We start from the raw sequence: 17,515 nt of genomic DNA on the forward strand, positions 1-17,515 counted from the left end.
CTCCCAACCCTCCCCACAAGGGGGAGGGCTAACCTGGACGCGTCGCTTATGCCCGATTGGAAACAAGCGGGGGCGGCGGTTTTTTGTCCCCCTTTTTGGCGGAGATGGCCGGCAGGCCAGAGGGGAATTTCCATGGAGAGAACGATTGTGTTGCCCCTCTTGCCAGCATGAAGCGAGACCGGTAAATCTTTGCACGCTCTAACGGGGTGCCCTGCGTCTGCTGGGCTGAGAGGCGAAACGCCAACCCGCGGAACCTGATCCGGCTAACACCGGCGGAGGGATTAGACGGCTCGCAACCAGCGCCTATTCCCCACATCGACATTTTGAGGAGGCGCTGATGCGCGGGATTTCGACTTTTCTTCTGGCCGCCACGGCCATGTTTTTCACCCCTTTTGCTGCTGAAGCTCAGGACAAGACGCTCACCGTCTATACCTATGAGAGCTTCACCTCCGACTGGGGCCCCGGCCCGAAGATCAAGGCCGAGTTTGAAAAGACCTGCGCCTGCACCGTCAATTTCGTCGGCGTTGCCGATGGCGTGGCGCTTCTCACCCGTCTAAAGCTGGAAGGTACGGGATCGGAAGCCGATATCGCGCTCGGCCTGGATACCAGCCTGATCTCCGAAGCCAAGGCGACAGGCCTTTTCGAGGCGAACGGCGTCGATGCAGGCGCCGTCAAGGTTCCCGGCAATTATGCAGACGACACGTTCATTCCCTATGACTACGGCCACTTCGCCGTCATCTACGATACGCAAACGATCAAGAACCCGCCGAAGAGCCTCAAGGATCTGATCGAAGGGGACGCTTCGCAGAAGATCGCCATTCAGGACCCGCGCACCTCGACCCCCGGTCTCGGCCTTCTGCTCTGGGTAAAGTCCGTCTATGGCGACAAGGCGCCGGAAGCCTGGGCGAAACTCAGGGACCGGGTTCTGACCGTCACCCCCGGCTGGTCGGAAGCCTATGGCCTGTTCACCAAGGGCGAAGTGCCGATGGTGCTCTCCTATACGACCTCGCCGGCCTATCACATGGTCGAGGAAAAAACCGACCGCTATCAGGCCGCAAGTTTTTCGGACGGCCATTACATCCAGATCGAAGTCGCCGGCATGCTGAAACACGCCCGGGATAAGGATCTGGCGAAAAGCTTCCTGACGTTTCTGATATCGCCGGCCGCACAGGATATCATTCCGACCACCAACTGGATGATGCCGGCCGCCGCCACCGCCGCCCCGCTGCCTGAGGCTTTCGACAAGCTTGTAAAGCCGGAAAAGACGCTGCTGATCGGCTCCGACGAAGTGGCGAAGAACCGTCAGGCCTGGATCGACGAATGGCTGACCGCCATGAGCAAGAAGTGACATGTCGAAACGGACGGAATATCGCATTTGCTGACGACTGCTGAAAGACGACGCGGCATCGGTGCTGGCCTTGCCGTGCTTGCCGCCATCATCGTCTTTGTCGGCACTGCGATCGCGACGCTGCTGGCCTGGGATGGCGATCAATCGGCATCCCGGCTTTTCACCTCCTATACCTGGAGCATTCTGCGCTTCACGCTTTGGCAGGCGGCCCTGTCGACCTTGCTGTCGGTTGCCTTCTCCATTCCGGTCGCGCTGGCCCTGGCTCGCCGCCCCCGGTTTGCAGGCAGAGCCTGGATCCTCCGCCTCATGGCCTTGCCCATGGGCCTGCCGGCACTCGTCGGCGCGCTCGGCCTCCTCGGCGTCTGGGGCAGGCAAGGGGTTTTGAACGGCTGGCTTACTGCCGCCGGACTGGAACACCCGGTCAGCGTCTACGGCCTTTCCGGCATCCTGCTCGCTCATACATTCTTCAACATTCCGCTCGCCGTGCGCCTGCTGCTCTCCGTGCTCGAGCGACTGCCGGCGGAATACTGGCTTCTGTCGGCCAGCCTCGGCATGAAGCCGGCCTCGATCTTCCGTTTTGTCGAATGGCCGGCGCTCGCGCGTGTCGTTCCCGGCGTTGCGGGGCTGATTTTCATGCTCTGCGCCACCAGCTTCACGCTGGTCTTAGTACTTGGCGGCGGCCCGGCCGCAACCACGCTGGAAGTGGCGATCTACCAGGCCCTACGCTTTGATTTTGACCCGCCGCGCGCGGTCGCACTCGCCTTTCTGCAGATCGCCCTCACAGCGGCCGTGATCGGCCTCATCGCGTTTCTGCCGGCGGCAACCGATACGGTCAGGACCGCAGGCCGAAAGGTCTTGCGCCTCGACGGGCGCTCATCCGCATCCCGCCTGTGGGATGGCCTCATCATTGCTGTCGCCGTCATCTTCGTCGCCTCGCCGCTCTTCTCGGTTTTCGTCGCTGGCCTTCGTGCGGATCTCTGGAAACTCGTCAACGGACCACGCTTCATTCAGGCAGCCACGACAAGCCTCGTGATCGCCGTAACTGCCGCAGTGATCGCCGTCTCCGCATCGCTCGCCATCATCATGGCGCGGCAGACGATCAGGGACCGGCGTGATCCCAATATTGCTGCACGGCTTCTATCGACCTCGCTCGCCGGCACATCCTCGCTCGTTCTCGTCGTACCGCCGATCATTCTCGGCACCGGCTGGTTTTTGGTGCTTCGGCAATTCGGCAATGTCGCCTCGTTTGCACCCTGTCTCGTCGCCTTCATCAATGCTCTGATGGCATTGCCCTTCGCCGTGCGGGTGCTCGAACCGGCACTGGATGACCACCACCATCAGACCGCCCGGCTGGCCACCTCACTCGGCATCAGCGGCCCTGCCAAGTGGCGGCTAATCGATCTCCCCGTCCTGACACGCCCGATACTCACCGCCCTCTCCTTCGCTATGGCACTTTCCCTCGGCGATCTCGGTGCGGTTGCCCTGTTCGGCTCCAGCGAGCTCGTCACCCTGCCTTGGCTGGTCTACAGCACGCTATCGAGTTACAGAACGAACGATGCCGATGGGCTGGCGCTGATCCTCGGCGTGATCTGCCTTGCCTTGACCATACTCGGCACCGCGGGCAAAAAGGAAAACGCGAATGCATGACGGCATCGTCCTCGACAAGGTCGCGCTGACGCTCGGCAAGACGAGTTTCGCTTTCGATTGCCGCATCGAACCGGGCGCAGTCACCGCGATCGCCGGCCCGTCGGGCGCAGGAAAATCGACGCTGCTCAATCTGATTGCCGGTTTCGAACGTCCGCAATCAGGCCACATCCTTATCGCCGGAATCGACCAGACCTTGAGCCACCCGTCGGAAAGACCGGTCTCGGTAGTCTTCCAGGATCACAACCTCTTCGCCCATCTCGACATCTTCACCAACGTCGCGCTTGGCCTCAACCCGTCTTTGCGGCTTTCCCCGCAAGACAGGGACCGCGCCGAAAACGCCTTGGTGCGTGTTGGTCTTGCCGGATTCGGCAAGCGCATGCCGGGCTCGCTATCGGGAGGAGAAAAACAGCGGGCAGCATTTGCCCGGGCTTTGCTGCGCAACAAGCCGGTGCTCCTGCTGGACGAACCCTTCGCAGCGCTAGACACCGATCTGCGTCTGCAAATGTCCGCCCTTCTTCTTGACCTGCATAAGGAAAATGCAAATACCGTGGTCATGATAACCCATGACCGCGAGGAAATTGCCCGCATTGCAGATCGCATCCTGCATGTCGAAAAGGGGCAGATCGCTACCGACGAAGCAAAGGCGGATTACCTTTCGCGATTTGCCGCACCCGTTTCGGCCCTATCCGGCACTGTGTGAACGAAAGTCATCAAGCGTGCATGGGCACCGCCACAATTTGGACGTGGCCCAATGGCATCGGCGTTCAAGTTTATTTTCTTTTCATACCCAGTAGGCAATACATATTCATTTAGGAATATCTGTGCAGTTGGCGCGAAAGACGGTAAGCGACAACGGGCGGAAGACGAAGCCAGACGCGACGGCAGGATGCCGAAGTGTAATTCCGGAGATGGTAGTGCAGGCGAAGACTGTAAAGACGGATCGTGCCAGGTGGCCGAGATTTTGGCAGCGTAGCCGCGCATTCCGTTCCGCAGCCACACTCTTTGCCGTCACCTCGATGCTTTACGGCTGCCAGTCGATCTTCGACCAGGCCTATACACCCAATGTATCGCCGTCGGAAAACCCGCAGACTGTCGACCAGGTTCAGAAGAATGACCCGCGTGCCGCAATGGGCGCCCGCGAGCATCCGCGCATTGTCGCAAGTTACGGCGGCGAATATCGCGATGCGAAGACCGAGCGTCTGGTCGCGCGTATCACCGGTGCATTGACGGCCGTTTCGGAAAATCCAACCCAGTCCTTCCGCATCACCATTCTGAATTCGCCGGCAATCAACGCCTTCGCGCTGCCAGGCGGTTATCTCTATGTCACACGCGGTCTGCTGGCGCTCGCCAACGATGCGTCGGAAGTGGCGGCCGTCCTATCGCACGAAATGGGCCACGTCACCGCCAATCACGGCATCGAGCGTCAGAAGCGGGAAGAGGCGGAAGTCATTGCCAGCCGAGTCGTCGCCGAGGTCCTGTCGAGCGATCTCGCCGGCAAGCAGGCGCTCGCACGTGGCAAGCTGCGTCTCGCCGCCTTCTCCCGCCAGCAGGAATTGCAGGCGGATGTTATCGGCGTGCGCATGCTCGGCGAAGCCGGATATGATCCTTATGCAGCCGCTCGCTTCCTTGATTCCATGGCAGCCTACGCCCGCTATTCCGCCGTCGATCCAGATAACGACCAGAGCCTCGACTTCCTTTCAAGCCACCCGAATTCGGCCCAGCGTGTCGATCTCGCGCGCCGCCATGCCCGCGCCTTCGGCCAGGAAGGCGTCGGCGACCGTGGCCGCGATTATTATCTCGCCGGCATCGACGGTCTCCTTTACGGCGACAGCCCGCAGGAAGGTTATGTTCGAGGCCAGACGTTCCTACACGGCAGCCTCGGCATCCGTTTCGATGTTCCGCCGGATTTCCGGATCGACAACAAGGTCGAGGCGGTGCTCGCAACCGGCCCCGGCGAAAGCGCCATCCGTTTCGATGGCGTTGCCGCCGGCGACAATAACAACCTGACGAATTACCTGACGAGCGGCTGGGTTGCAGGATTGCAGCCGGAAACCGTGCGCGAGTCCACCGTCAACGGCCTGCCGGCCGCAACCGCCCGCGCCTCCGCCGAGCGCTGGGATTTCGACGTGACCGTCGTGCGCCTCAATGAGCAAATTTTCCGCTTTTTGACAGCGGTACCAAAGGGTAACACGACCCTACAATCTACGGCAGATACGCTACGCAACAGCTTTCGTCGTATGACGCCAGAAGAAATAGCCTCCCTGAAGCCGCTTCGCGTGCGGATCGTCACGGTTGGCCCAAGTGACACTCTTGCATCGCTCTCGGGACGGATGATGGGAACGGATCGAAAGCTCGATCTTTTCAAGCTCATCAACGCGCTACCGGCCGGCGCGACGGTGTCGCCCGGCCAGAAGATGAAGATCATTTCCGAATAGCGGGGTGAAGGAACACCCCTTCACACTCAGCAGGCGGCAGCAGCCATCTGCGGATTGGCGGAAACGAGCGCAGACTTAAGCTTCTCGATGGCGCGGCTTTCGATCTGACGCACGCGTTCCTTGGAAATGCCAAGTTCGGTACCTAGCGCTTCGAGCGTTGCTCCGTCGTCGGTAAGCCGGCGAGCACGAATGATCTTCTTCTCGCGGTCGTTAAGTTTGGTGAGCGCGCCCTGCAGCCATTTCAGCCGTCGTTCGCCGTCGATCATCCCCGAGACCTGCTCGTCGGGAAGTGGCTCGTTGCTCTCCAGCATGTCCAGCCGTTCGCCGCTATCGGCGTCACCAGCAATCGTCGGCGCCTGCAGCGAGGCATCGTTGGCGGAAAGACGTGCATCCATTGTCTGCACGTCGTTTACGCTGACACCGAGCGCCACCGCGATCTCTTCATGGATGGCACGGGCAGTAAGATTGCTGTCACCGCGGGCGAGCTTTGCACGCAACCGGCGTAGATTGAAGAAAAGCGCCTTCTGCGCAGAGCTGGTCCCGCCGCGCACGATCGACCAGTTGCGCAAGATATAGTCCTGCATCGAAGCGCGGATCCACCAGCTAGCATAGGTTGAAAAACGAACGTCCCGCGCCGGCTCAAACCTTGCCGCCGCCTCAAGCAGCCCTACATAACCTTCTTGAACGAGATCACTCATCGGCAGACCGAAGCCGCGAAACTTCGAAGCCATGGCTATGACGAGACGCATATGCGCAAGTGCAATCTGGTTTCGTGCATTCTGATCCTGGCCGTCTTTCCATCGGATGGCAAGATCACGCTCCTCTTCCCGGGCGAGATAGGGAGCTGACATCGCTATCTTGATCATTGTGCGGTCTGCGGACATGGCTGTCATCGTCTTCTCCGTCAACGGTTCTGATATGACGATGAACAGCGGGAAACCTTGCAAACGCACATCCGCGAAGGATGCCAACGTTAGTTCGGACTGCTGATCTCGCCCCCTCATCAGCGACCCGGAACATCCTGGTCGCAACAGTTTCAGAAGGGAACCGAGGGCAGCGTTACGCAGCAATCAATTCGCCGTTCCGGCGGGTTAACGCGGCGACAGCGCAAAAGTTCCAATAAAAAAACCCGGCTCGAGGCCGGGTTTTTTTATTGCTGTATCTCAGAAAAATCAGGCAGCTTCTTCCTGCGCTTCATCCTCATCAAGGCTCTTGCCGCGCTTGGGTCCCTTGGCAAGATTGACCTCGACAAGACGAACAGCTTCGGTATCCGACATCTTGTTGACGGCCGCGATTTCACGGGCCATTCGATCGAGAGCAGCCTCATAAAGCTGACGCTCGGAATAAGACTGTTCCGGCTGGTTTTCAGCGCGATAGAGATCGCGGACCACTTCAGCGATAGAAATCAGGTCACCGGAATTGATCTTTGCATCATATTCCTGGGCGCGGCGCGACCACATGGTGCGCTTCACACGAGCCTTGCCCTGCACGACCTTGAGCGCGCGTTCGACGAAATCCGTTTCCGAAAGCTTGCGCATGCCGATAGCAACGGCTTTGGCGACCGGAACCTTCAGGCGCATCTTATCCTTTTCGAAGTCGATTACAAAAAGCTCGAGCTTCATGCCAGCAACTTCTTGCTCTTCAATCGCACTGATCGTACCAACGCCATGAGCGGGATACACGATCGATTCGCCGGTCTTGAAACCCTGGCGAGCCGGGGAATTCTTCTTCTGCTGAGTCGTCATTCGTTTCAAAAACTCCCTTCTACTCACCCACATCTGGGTCAGGGGAAAGCCGGGTCTGTCAGGCCCGGATGAGACGGGGGAAACCGTCGGGTCACTCCATACTGGTCCGACAAAACGCGCGCGAAAAAACAAATCCCATCGCTGAGCTGCGACCGACAACATGAAACGAGTTTATGTCTCGGGGAGCGCGTGTGATTGATCTGTGCTTTCGTGATGTTTTTTGGGCACGCGAGTGCCGCCTTGTGGAACAGTATCTCTTGTCTACCACAAAAAAGTGCGGAAATCAATAATTTGCTTCACAGAGTCCGCAAAGCAACATTATAGCGTCCTGCCTATGAAAGCAGCAACGCTTCAATGGCGCCTGCGACAGCAAGGCAGGCGCATCCCGGCTGGACAACCTAGACTCAGTCGCCCTTGCCCGGTTCCGGAGAGAAATACTTCTCGTACTTGCCCACCTCGCCGTCAAGCTCCTTGGCGCCGTCCATCGGATCTTTCTTGATCGTGATGTTTGGCCAGATCTGGGCGAACTCCGCATTGATCTTCAGCCATTTGTCCAGCCCCGGCTCGGTATCGGGCTTGATAGCCTCGGCAGGACATTCAGGTTCGCATACGCCGCAATCGATGCATTCGTCGGGATGGATGACGAGAAAATTCTCGCCTTCATAGAAGCAATCCACCGGGCAGACTTCGACGCAGTCGGTATATTTGCAGCGGACACAGTTATCGGTCACGACATAAGTCATGAAGCACTCCACATCAACGCGTTGATCAGGACACGATTGGGAACGGTCGGGCCCCGAGGGCCGGACGGGGGCAACGCAACCGCTGGAACGACAGAGGCGGGCTATCCGGCATTTTCGAACGTCACGTAAAGCCTTTATCCAAGCTTAGCAAGGATAAACCATTTCGAAAAAACGCGGAAACAGGGCGCATTTTCTAATCATCGTCCCAATTGATCCCGGCACCCAAGTCGGCATCACCAGCATTGGGAAAAAGACGGTCTGTCTCGCGGCGTTCCTTTTTAGTCGGACGGCCGGATCCCTTGATGCGCTGCGCCTGTTCCAGCATTGTCAGGCGCTCGGTTTTCTCGCGCGGTGGGGTGAGATCTTCGTAGAGTTCCTTGGCCTCTTCGTAAGGCCCTCGCCGATCGCCACCGGACTTGACGACCAGGATGAGATCGCGCCGATCGAGCGCGATTTCCACCCGATCGCCCACCTTCACCTGGAAGCTCGGCTGGCGGATCGAAGCCCCGTTCACCTTCACATGGCCGGAATTGAGCAGGCCTTGCGCGAGTGATCGGGACTTCACCATGCGGGTGAAGAAAAGCCATTTGTCTATGCGTTGCCGCAAATCCCCGGATGGCTTTTCGCTCATGACCCTTTACTTCTTCATCTGCTCCTTAAGAGCAGCGAGTTTTGCGAAAGGAGAATCTGGATCGATCGGCTTTTCCTTGCGAGGCGGCTTTGCCTCGAAACGTGCAGGCTGGTTGTTCTTCTGCCCGCCGCGTTCCGGACGCGGACCACCCTCGTTGCGCTCGCCACGGAAGGGACGATCGCCCTGCGGACGCTTGTCACCCCTGCGGTCGTTGTTACGGTCGCGACCCTGGCCTTCGCGCTTGTCCTGCTCACCGCCGCGGCGGTTGTCACGACGATCACCATCACGGCGGCCCTGCGGAGCATTTTCGCCGCCGGCATTGCGTTGGCCGCCACGATCACCACCCCGGTCACCGCCATGACCGCGGCGATCGCCCTGCGGACGGCCACCACGCTGGTTGTTTTCACGACCGCCGCCCGGGCGCCACAACAGAACCGGCTTCGGCTCTTCAGCTTCCGCAGGCTTCGCACCTTCGACTTCGGCAGACAGCTCTACGGCTGCAGCCTCGACAACCGGTTCAGCCGCAGTTTCGGTTACTGTTTCAGACGGGGCTTCCGCAGTGTCTGCGTCTGCCGTTTCTTCAACAGCAGATGCTTCAGCCGAAATCTCCACAGCGGAAATCTCGTCCGATGCTGCGGATGCAGCGGCGGCCGGCGTCTGGCTGGCGAGATAGGCCTGAGCCTCTTCCGCAGTTACGCTGTCGGCCCGATAGCCGAGACCCTTAAGAATTTCTTCCATATCGTCCGGCGTTGCACCGAGGATCGACAGCATGGCCGTCGTCGTGGTGAACCGGCGACCGTCATAGGCACCTTCCGGACGCGGCGTCGCACCCGGCTTCCACTGCAAGAGCGGACGGATAAGGTCTGCAAGACGTTCGAGAATATCGACGCGAACCGCACGCTTCCCGAGGAAACGGAAACCGGCGAGCTTGTAGAAGGTCCGCTCAAACGACGGATCGGCAACAACCGACGTGCGGCCAGCGGCAAGAGCCGGAATAAGGTCGCCATAACCCGGCTTGTCGAGACCATCGTTCTTCAGCGCCCACAGCAGCGTGATAAGCTCGGCCGGAGCCGGCTTCAACAGCGCAGGCATGAAGACGTGATAGGCGCCGAAACGGATGCCATAGCGGCGCATCGAGGCGCGAGCATCCTGATCGAGGGACTTCACGTCCTCGGCAACATCCCGACGGAACAAGACACCGAGATTTTCGACGATCTGAAACGCTAGGCCCTTTGCCAGACCCTGCAGGTCTTCCGCACGAGACAGGTCGTCGAGCGGCTTCAGCACCGTTGCGATATGATGATTGACGAAACGTTCGATGCGGGCGGCCACGTGTTCACGGGCATTGCCGGTCAGCTGTTCATCCGACAGCAGGATGACCCGTGGGCGCATGACATGGTCGCTTGCTGCAAGACGGGCAACCGGATCGCCGAGCCAACGCACAGAACCATCGGAACCGACGGCAAGATCGTTATTGCCGGAAGCATAGAGACGGGCGGCACGCGCCTCGAACTCCAGCGCCAGCGCCTTTTGTGAGGCGGCCTGAACAGCCTTGGCATCCGGTCCTTCGGTCCCCGAGACCGGAGTAAAGCGGAATCCCGCCAACTGTCCGACGTGATGTCCCTCGACAAACACATCGCCATTCACACTGATTTCTGCTTCCAGCATCGCATTCTCTCTTAGGCGCCTCATGAGCACAGATGTCCTGCGATCAACAAAGCGTTTCGTCAACCTTTCATGTAGCGCGTCCGACAACCTATCCTCGATTTCCCGTGTCTTTTCTTGCCAGTGTGTCGGATCGGCAAGCCAGCCGGGTCGGTTTGACACATAGGTCCAGGTTCGAATCTGCGCGATTCGGGCAGACAGGGTATCGATTTCGCCGTCGGTGCGGTCGGCACGGCGAACCTGCTCCGCCATGAAGTCCTCGTTCACCGTGCCGCGACGCACAAGATCGAAGAAAAGCGTCGAAATAAGGTCAGCATGCTGCGCCGGCGCAATTCTTCTATAGTCTGGAAGCGCGCAGGCGTCCCATAATTTCTCCACACGCTCCGGCGTGGTAACGATATCCTTCACTTCCGGATAGCGCGACAGATAGTCAAGCGCCTGGCTGTCGGTAGCCGGCAAAGCACGCGTCAGCCCCTGTATCGTCGGATTTGCATCAAGACTGCGCCGAAGCTCATTGAGCGACGAAAAGCTGAGGTTTTTCGAACGCCACTGCAGCACCTTTACACTGTCGAAATGATGCCCCTCGATCCGCTCCACCAGCTCGTCGTCGAACGGCGCGACCTGTCCCGTCACCCCGAACGTGCCATCGCGAAGGTGCCGTCCCGCACGACCGGCAATCTGCGCCATTTCGGCAGGATTGAGATTGCGGAACTGGTATCCGTCGAATTTCCGGTCCTGCGCGAAGGCGACATGGTCGACATCGAGGTTGAGGCCCATGCCGATCGCATCGGTGGCCACCAGATATTCGACATCACCTTCCTGATAAAGGCCGACCTGCGCATTGCGGGTGCGCGGGCTGAGCGCTCCAAGCACGACGGCAGCCCCGCCGCGCTGGCGGCGGATCAGTTCGGCGATCGCATAAACCTCATCGGCCGAAAAGGCGACAATCGCGGTCCGCTGCGGCAGGCGCGTGATCTTCTTCTGGCCCGCATAAAAAAGCTGCGACAGGCGCGGGCGCTCCACGATCGTAATGCCTGGCAGAAGATTCTCGAGGATCGGCCGCATGGTTGCAGCGCCGAGAAGAAGCGTCTCGTCACGGCCGCGCAGATGCAGGATGCGGTCGGTAAAGATATGTCCGCGCTCAAGATCGCCGGCAAGCTGGACTTCATCGATAGCGACGAAAGAGGCCTTCGTCTCGCGTGGCATCGCCTCGACGGTGCAGACCGAATAACGCGCCATATGCGGCGTGATCTTCTCTTCCCCGGTGATCAGTGCAACATTGTGATGCCCGACCTTCTCCACCAGCCTCGTATAGACTTCGCGCGCGAGCAACCGGAGCGGCAGGCCGATCACGCCTGAGCCGTGCGCCACCATGCGCTCGATCGCGTAATGGGTCTTGCCGGTATTCGTGGGGCCAAGCACGGCGGTTACGCCACGCCCGCTAAAAATCATTGGCTGAGAATTCAAAGCGAAGTTCCACGTCTAATCAACCACGGGCTCCATTGTCGCCCGAAGTTTCGCAACACATGGCGACGCAACGCGACAAACGCAAGAAGAAAGACGCTGAGGCGGCTGAAAACCGGGCTGACGACATCTTCGGAACAAAAGTGAACGAATCGGCGACGAATCGAAGACTCACTGGATTCACGCTCCGTTCTCACAATATATAGACACAGAAACTAGACAGACACATCATATTGTACCAACGGACATTCCGCCGACTTTCCCGACGAGAACAGGTCAAGGACTCGTATCGCTTCGAGAGTCAATCACCCGACCAATCAGCATTTTTTGACGCATCAGAAGTTAGAGACATCTCTCAACGTCCGTTAACAGCCCGTAACAAGGAGTGAGAACAAGGACTTCCACGCCAATGGAACAAAAGTTCCAGCGCCACGTTCTCACCGCAAATTCATCCTGGCTTCAGGAAAGCGGAGATAAACCCATGCTCGGAACGGTTCTACTCGTAATACTCATTCTGCTCCTTATCGGCGCTCTGCCGAATTGGGGACATAGCCGGAACTGGGGTTATGGTCCTTCGGGCGGCTTGGGTCTCGTCGTTCTTATCATCATCATCCTGCTTCTCATGGGCAGGATCTGAACTATCAACGTGGAAGGGAAGGAAACCGAGTTATGAAGAAGATCATGCTGATCGCCGCGCTTGTCGGCACTCTCGCATCGTGCACCTCGACCGAAAAGGGAACGGCCATCGGCGCAGCATCCGGCGCGGTTATCGGCGGCGCCGTAACGAACAGCTGGGGCGGCGCGGCAGTCGGCGCTGTGGGCGGCGGTCTGATCGGGGCAGCCATCGGCGAATCCCAGAAGCACCGCGGCTACTGCGTCTATCGCGACCGCTATGGCCGTACCTACGAAGCTCGTTGCCGCTAAGCGGCACGTTTTCAGCTGAATATGTTAAGGCCGGAATCGGGAGAGGATTCCGGCCTTAATCTTTTGATGATCTATATTGCCTGCAAGTAGCAACAGGCCCCGGCCTGTTCAGCCGGCCATATACTGGCCGCCGTTGGCGGTAAGCGTCGACCCGGTAATGAAACCCGCATCGTCGGAAGCCAGAAACACCACGCAGCGGGCAATTTCTTCCGGCCTGCCAAGCCGCCCGACCGGGATATGCGGAAGGATTTTTTCCCCCAGCACATGTTGCGGAATGGCTTTCACCATGTCCGTCTCGGTATAACCCGGGCAGATCGCATTGACCGTGATGTTGCGCGACGCGCCTTCGAGCGCCAGTGCCTTGGTGAAACCGACATCGCCGGCTTTCGCGGCTGCATAATTCGCCTGACCCAACTGGCCTTTTTGTCCGTTGATCGACGATATGCTGATGATCCGGCCAAAACCGCGTTCCCGCATCCCCGGCCACACAGGATGGGTCATGTTGAACAGTCCGCTGAGATTGGTGCCGATCACCTCGTTCCACTGCTGCGGCGTCATGCGGTGGAACATGTTGTCCCGCGCAATGCCGGCATTGTTGACGAGAACCTCAATCGGACCCATCTGCTTCTCAACAGCCTCGACACCGGCAACGCAGGCATCGTAATTCGACACGTCCCACTTGAAAACCGGAATGCCGGTTGCGTCGTGAAACTGGGATGCACGCTCGTCATTGCCGTGATAACTCGCAGCAACCCTGTATCCTGCGGCCTTTAGGGCGACCGAAACCGCGGCACCGATGCCGCGCGTACCACCCGAAACGAGAGCAACTCGCCCCATCATTCTTCCTTCTCTTTTAAAACCGCGTCACGGTTCAAGGGCGTTCATGGACGTTCCAGACACATGGCGACCCCCATGCCGCCGCCGATGCATAGCGTCGCCAGCCCTTTCGACGATCCGCGCCGCTTCATCTCGAACAACAAAGTGTTGAGAATGCGAGCGCCGGAAGCGCCGATCGGATGACCGATGGCGATTGCTCCGCCATTGACGTTGACGATCGACGGATCGAGACCGAGATCACGGACCACCGCGCAGCTCTGCGCCGCAAATGCCTCATTCGCCTCAATAAGATCAAGATCGGAAACTTTCCAGCCCGCCTTTTCCAAGGCTTTGCGCGACGCCGGGATCGGCCCCGTCCCCATGATCTGCGGGTCGACGCCTGCCGTTGCCCAGGACGCAATGCGTGCGAGCGGCTCGATACCGCGGCGAACGGCTTCTTCTTCCGTCATCAGTACGACGGCGGCAGCACCATCATTGAGACCCGAGGCATTTCCGGCCGTTACCGTACCTTCCTTGTCGAAGGCAGGGCGAAGTTTGGCCATCAGGTCCAGCGTCGCGCCGGCCCGGATATATTCGTCCTGGTCGACGGTGACATCACCCTTTCTTCCCTTGACGACGAAGGGCAGGATCTCGTCCCGGAACCGCCCTGCCGCCTGTGCAGTCTCGGCTTTGTTTTGCGAGGAAACCGCATACTGATCCTGGTCATCACGGGAAAGCTGCCATTGGCGGGCGATATTTTCCGCCGTAATTCCCATGTGATAACCGTAAAATGCGTCGGTCAGGCCATCCTTCAGCATCGTATCGACCATCTTGAAGTCACCCATCTTCACACCGCCGCGAAGATGGGCGCAATGCGGCGCCATTGACATCGATTCCTGTCCACCGGCAACAATGATCTTCGCGTCGCCAAGCGCCACCTGCTGCATACCAAGCGCGACAGCACGCAGACCTGATCCGCAAAGCTGGTTGACGCCCCAGGCGGTCGCTTCCTGCGGCACGCCTGCCTTCATCGCCGCCTGCCTTGCGGGGTTCTGCCCCTCGCCTGCCGGCAGGACCTGGCCGAGGATGACTTCATCCACCTCGCCTGCCTCGACCCCGGCGCGCGCCAATACCCCCTTGATGGCAACGGCTCCGAGTTCATGCGCCAGCACGCTTGCGAAGGCACCGTTGAACGAGCCGACAGCGGTACGACCCGCAGCGGCGATGACAATAGAAGGATGAGGCATGCGTTTCCTCCGGCATTATTGTTGGCCGGACACTGGCAAAGCTCGGTCGAGGTGTCAAATGGACGCACGCGACATCGGCTTTGAAGTCATTTGCTGCGCAACACGATTTTCGTCGCGCCGCACAAAAACATTGTCTCGGCGCATGGTTGAGCTTACATTTCATGCTGGGAGAAGGGCGCTTGCCCTGGAAATAATAAGATTTGTGCTGTGGGAGGCAAAACAATGGCGAAAGCCGAAGGCGAGACGGTTATCAAGAAATACGCCAACCGGCGGCTGTATAACACCGGCACCAGCACCTATGTCACCCTGGAGGATCTCGCCAAGATGGTGAAGAAGGGTGAGGTTTTTGCGGTGCAGGACGCAAAGACCGGCGAGGACATCACCCATTCGGTCCTGACACAGATTATCTTCGAGCAGGAATCCAAGACGGGAAACACGCTTCTGCCGGTTTCCTTCCTGCGCCAGCTCATTTCTTTCTATGGCGATCAGATGCAGATGGTCGTGCCGACATTCCTTGAACAATCCATGCACGCTTTCACCGAACAGCAAGTACAGATGCGAGAGCAGATGACACGCGCCTTCGGCGAGACGCCTTTGGCCAAGAACCTTCACGCTCCGATGCAGATGATGGAAGATCAGGTGCGTCGCAACACGGAAATGTTCCGTCAGGCTATGCAGATGTTCGCACCCTATTCCGCCCCACCGGCAAGCCCGGCACCGAAAAAAGCCGAGGCACGCGATATCGACGAGTTGAAGGAACAGCTCCGTAGCCTCCAGAGTCGGCTGGACAGCCTCGGCGCCTGACACTGCAATTCTGAAAATAGAATTCGCGCAACAAAAAAGCCCGGTCAGACCGGGCTTTTTTGTTTCTGCTTGAGAAAAGCGCTTATGCGCTTTCCTTCGGCGTCAGAACCTGGCGACCGCGGTACATGCCGGTCTTCAGGTCGATATGGTGCGGACGGCGAAGTTCGCCGGAATTCTTGTCCTCGACAAACGTCGGGGTAGCCAGCGCGTCTGCGGAGCGGCGCATACCGCGCTTGGATCGGCTAACTTTTCTCTTTGGTACTGCCATTTGTGTTACTCCACTTCGTGCAAAACGCCTTATTCGGCCCCTGTGAGGCCGAACCCGTCACGTCTCGATCTCGGAAATTTGGCTGGCTTATACATGCACGTCAGGGCTTTGACCAGTCCCCACAGGCATTTTTTCGCGGCCGCGCCGGATTCGTCGAATCCAGCCATTCATGCCTCGTCCGCCGGCACGATCCAGGTCTCGGCAAGCGCTGCCGTTTCCCACGCCTTCCACGCCGGATGCGCCTTCATCGCCGCCATATAGGCAAGCACAGCCTTGTCGGACACGAGGTCATACGCCTCGAACCGGTTGACCACCGGCGCGAACATAGCATCTGCCGCCGAAAACTCGCCGAACAGATAAGGCCCGCCCGAGCGTGCCGTCAGCTCGGTCCAGATCGCGGAAATCCGCGAGACGTCGGCATCCACGCCCGCCTGCACGTCCACCGCCAAGTCGAGCCGGCGTTTTGGCCGCCGCAGGTTCATCGGGCAGGCATTGCGTATACCCCTGAAGCCGGACAGCATCTCCATCGAAACGGAGCGCGCCAAAGCCCTGTCGGCAAGAGCTTTCGGCCAAATGGCTCTCTCCGGAAAAAGCTCGGCAGCATATTCGATGATCGCAAGCGATTCCCAGACGCGAAACGCACCATGATGCAAGCACGGCACTCGGCCGGTCGGCGAGATTTCCCTGAATTTCGGATTTCCGCCCTCATCATCGAAAGGGATCAGCACTTCACTGAACGGAACCCCCGCGGCGGTCAGCGCAATCCATGGCCGGAATGACCAGGATGAATAGTTCTTGTTGCCGATATAAAGAGTGAGTTCTTCAGCCATGACAGTCTCCAGCTTTTGCCTCACGCTACAGGCACACGCCAAAAGCCTCCAATGAAAAGCCTAGAACCTAGTCATAAATGCATTTGATATATTCGCCGGAATTCCTCGCCCGCCGATCGATGACGGCAGCCAGACGGCGCATTCCGCGGCCCGGTTTGCTGGCAACGCGGGTAAACGGATTGGGCAGTGCCACGGCCAGAAGTGCTGCCTGGCCGGTGCTGAGCTTTGCCGCACTTGTCTTGAAATAATGCTGGGCGGCGGCTTCCGCACCATAGATGCCCGGCCCCCATTCCGCTACGTTGAGATAGATTTCCAGCATCCGCCGCTTCGTCCAGATCGTATCGGCAGCAATCGCCAGCGGCATTTCCAGCACCTTGCGCACGAAGAAACGACCGTTCCACAAAAACAGGTTTTTCGCCGTCTGCATCGAGATCGTGCTGGCGCCGCGGGTCGCCTCGCCGCTGAGAGTATCCTCGACGACACCTCGCATCTGTTTCCAGTCGACTCCGCCGTGAAAGCAGAACTGCCCGTCTTCCGACATCATCACCGCGCGCACGAGATTGGGCGAGATCTCGTCGAGATCCACCCAACGCCGATCATAGCCGCGCAGGAGGAAAAGTTCCGACAGCATCAGCGTCGAGACTGGCCGCGTAAACGGCACGGCGTAAACGGGAATGAGCAGGTAGGGCAGGATGAGAAGTGCGGCGAGGACGAGAACCGCCCGCTTCGCGATATGCGAAAACGATCCCGCCTTTTGCCGTCGCGGCATGGCGGGTTCCTCTTCCTCAGTCTGTCGATCTGGCGTGATATCCAAACGAAGTTCCCAAGAGCCCCGATAAGCAACCCGATGTTTCATAGCCAGTATGTCGGCATGTGACGAGTCTTTCGCGTTAAACTTCCTGTGGGGTGGTAAATCCCGTTGCCAGCGCTGTGGCGGCATGCAACACA

At 59.0% G+C, this 17,515-nt stretch carries 17 protein-coding genes and 1 riboswitch; of the genes, 7 read left to right on the plus strand and 10 right to left on the minus strand.

The annotated features are described in order from the left end of the window. The first annotated feature begins 192 nt into the window (after positions 1 to 192). Positions 193 to 298: riboswitch (TPP riboswitch) on the plus strand. A 39-nt stretch (positions 299 to 337) separates the two neighbouring features. The 4 genes from thiB (at position 338) to ACI3K0_RS22770 (ending at position 5,430) form a co-directional block, all read left to right on the plus strand. Next, the gene (gene thiB, locus ACI3K0_RS22755) at positions 338 to 1,348 is read left to right on the plus strand and encodes a thiamine ABC transporter substrate binding subunit (protein ID WP_404946302.1); all 1,011 of its coding nucleotides are present in this window, start codon (positions 338 to 340) and stop codon (positions 1,346 to 1,348) included. A gap of 27 nt (positions 1,349 to 1,375) precedes the next feature. Beyond that, on the plus strand, positions 1,376 to 2,995 hold the full coding sequence (thiP, locus tag ACI3K0_RS22760; RefSeq protein ID WP_183829181.1) for a thiamine/thiamine pyrophosphate ABC transporter permease ThiP: 1,620 nt from the start codon (positions 1,376 to 1,378) through the stop codon (positions 2,993 to 2,995). Continuing rightward, positions 2,988 to 3,695, plus strand: coding sequence for an ATP-binding cassette domain-containing protein (locus tag ACI3K0_RS22765; protein WP_148147759.1), 708 nt, complete (start codon positions 2,988 to 2,990; stop codon positions 3,693 to 3,695). Before thiP ends, ACI3K0_RS22765 begins: the two co-directional genes overlap by 8 nt. A 316-nt stretch (positions 3,696 to 4,011) precedes the next feature. Next, entirely contained in the window at positions 4,012 to 5,430 is a 1,419-nt protein-coding gene (locus ACI3K0_RS22770; RefSeq protein WP_246436449.1) for a M48 family metalloprotease, read from the plus strand. A 26-nt stretch (positions 5,431 to 5,456) separates the two neighbouring features. On the opposite strand, the gene ACI3K0_RS22775 is transcribed toward ACI3K0_RS22770, so the two are convergent. The 5 genes from ACI3K0_RS22775 to ACI3K0_RS22795 all read right to left on the minus strand — a co-directional run bounded on the left by ACI3K0_RS22775 (position 5,457) and on the right by ACI3K0_RS22795 (position 11,666). After that, positions 5,457 to 6,323 (minus strand): RNA polymerase factor sigma-32, encoded by an 867-nt coding sequence (locus ACI3K0_RS22775; protein ID WP_148147757.1) that lies wholly within the window; start codon positions 6,321 to 6,323, stop codon positions 5,457 to 5,459. Between the two features lie 279 nt (positions 6,324 to 6,602). Beyond that, positions 6,603 to 7,175, minus strand: coding sequence for a CarD family transcriptional regulator (locus ACI3K0_RS22780; RefSeq protein WP_148147756.1), 573 nt, complete (start codon positions 7,173 to 7,175; stop codon positions 6,603 to 6,605). Positions 7,176 to 7,579: 404 nt separating this feature from the next. Beyond that, on the minus strand, positions 7,580 to 7,918 hold the full coding sequence (gene fdxA / locus ACI3K0_RS22785; RefSeq protein ID WP_183829184.1) for a ferredoxin FdxA: 339 nt from the start codon (positions 7,916 to 7,918) through the stop codon (positions 7,580 to 7,582). A 193-nt stretch (positions 7,919 to 8,111) separates the two neighbouring features. Then, positions 8,112 to 8,549 (minus strand): RNA-binding S4 domain-containing protein, encoded by a 438-nt coding sequence (locus ACI3K0_RS22790; protein ID WP_183829187.1) that lies wholly within the window; start codon positions 8,547 to 8,549, stop codon positions 8,112 to 8,114. Between the two features lie 6 nt (positions 8,550 to 8,555). Beyond that, positions 8,556 to 11,666, minus strand: a complete 3,111-nt coding sequence (locus ACI3K0_RS22795) for a helicase-related protein (protein ID WP_183829381.1) — start codon at positions 11,664 to 11,666, stop codon at positions 8,556 to 8,558. A gap of 493 nt (positions 11,667 to 12,159) precedes the next feature. Between ACI3K0_RS22795 and ACI3K0_RS22800 the strand changes: the two genes are divergently transcribed. Then, positions 12,160 to 12,315: a DUF3309 family protein gene (locus tag ACI3K0_RS22800; protein WP_112458869.1), complete on the plus strand. Its 156-nt coding sequence runs from the start codon at positions 12,160 to 12,162 to the stop codon at positions 12,313 to 12,315. A 32-nt stretch (positions 12,316 to 12,347) separates the two neighbouring features. Further along, a complete protein-coding gene (locus tag ACI3K0_RS22805) occupies positions 12,348 to 12,602 on the plus strand; it encodes a YMGG-like glycine zipper-containing protein (RefSeq protein WP_148147754.1) in 255 nt (84 codons plus the stop codon). 108 nt (positions 12,603 to 12,710) lie between these two features. Here the strand turns inward: ACI3K0_RS22805 and phbB are convergent, their stop codons facing one another. Beyond that, on the minus strand, positions 12,711 to 13,439 hold the full coding sequence (gene phbB, locus ACI3K0_RS22810) for an acetoacetyl-CoA reductase (protein ID WP_404946345.1): 729 nt from the start codon (positions 13,437 to 13,439) through the stop codon (positions 12,711 to 12,713). A gap of 44 nt (positions 13,440 to 13,483) precedes the next feature. After that, complete coding sequence (locus ACI3K0_RS22815; RefSeq protein WP_183829190.1) at positions 13,484 to 14,665, minus strand: acetyl-CoA C-acetyltransferase; 1,182 nt, start codon at positions 14,663 to 14,665, stop codon at positions 13,484 to 13,486. Between the two features lie 222 nt (positions 14,666 to 14,887). On the opposite strand from ACI3K0_RS22815, the gene phaR reads away from it, so the two are divergent. Further along, complete coding sequence (phaR, locus tag ACI3K0_RS22820) at positions 14,888 to 15,469, plus strand: polyhydroxyalkanoate synthesis repressor PhaR (protein ID WP_183829193.1); 582 nt, start codon at positions 14,888 to 14,890, stop codon at positions 15,467 to 15,469. 82 nt (positions 15,470 to 15,551) lie between these two features. Here phaR and rpmF read toward each other — a convergent pair whose 3' ends face one another. From rpmF to mtgA, 3 genes are all read right to left on the minus strand, one after another. Further along, complete coding sequence (gene rpmF / locus ACI3K0_RS22825; protein ID WP_112458846.1) at positions 15,552 to 15,737, minus strand: 50S ribosomal protein L32; 186 nt, start codon at positions 15,735 to 15,737, stop codon at positions 15,552 to 15,554. Between the two features lie 167 nt (positions 15,738 to 15,904). Continuing rightward, on the minus strand, positions 15,905 to 16,567 hold the full coding sequence (locus ACI3K0_RS22830) for a glutathione S-transferase family protein (protein WP_183829196.1): 663 nt from the start codon (positions 16,565 to 16,567) through the stop codon (positions 15,905 to 15,907). A gap of 67 nt (positions 16,568 to 16,634) precedes the next feature. Beyond that, positions 16,635 to 17,381, minus strand: coding sequence for a monofunctional biosynthetic peptidoglycan transglycosylase (mtgA, locus tag ACI3K0_RS22835; RefSeq protein ID WP_183829199.1), 747 nt, complete (start codon positions 17,379 to 17,381; stop codon positions 16,635 to 16,637). Between the last annotated feature and the right edge of the window lie 134 nt (positions 17,382 to 17,515).

The organism is Rhizobium sp. ZW T2_16, assembly GCF_044987325.1.
GTDB classification, from domain to species: Bacteria; Pseudomonadota; Alphaproteobacteria; order Rhizobiales; family Rhizobiaceae; genus Neorhizobium; species Neorhizobium cellulosilyticum.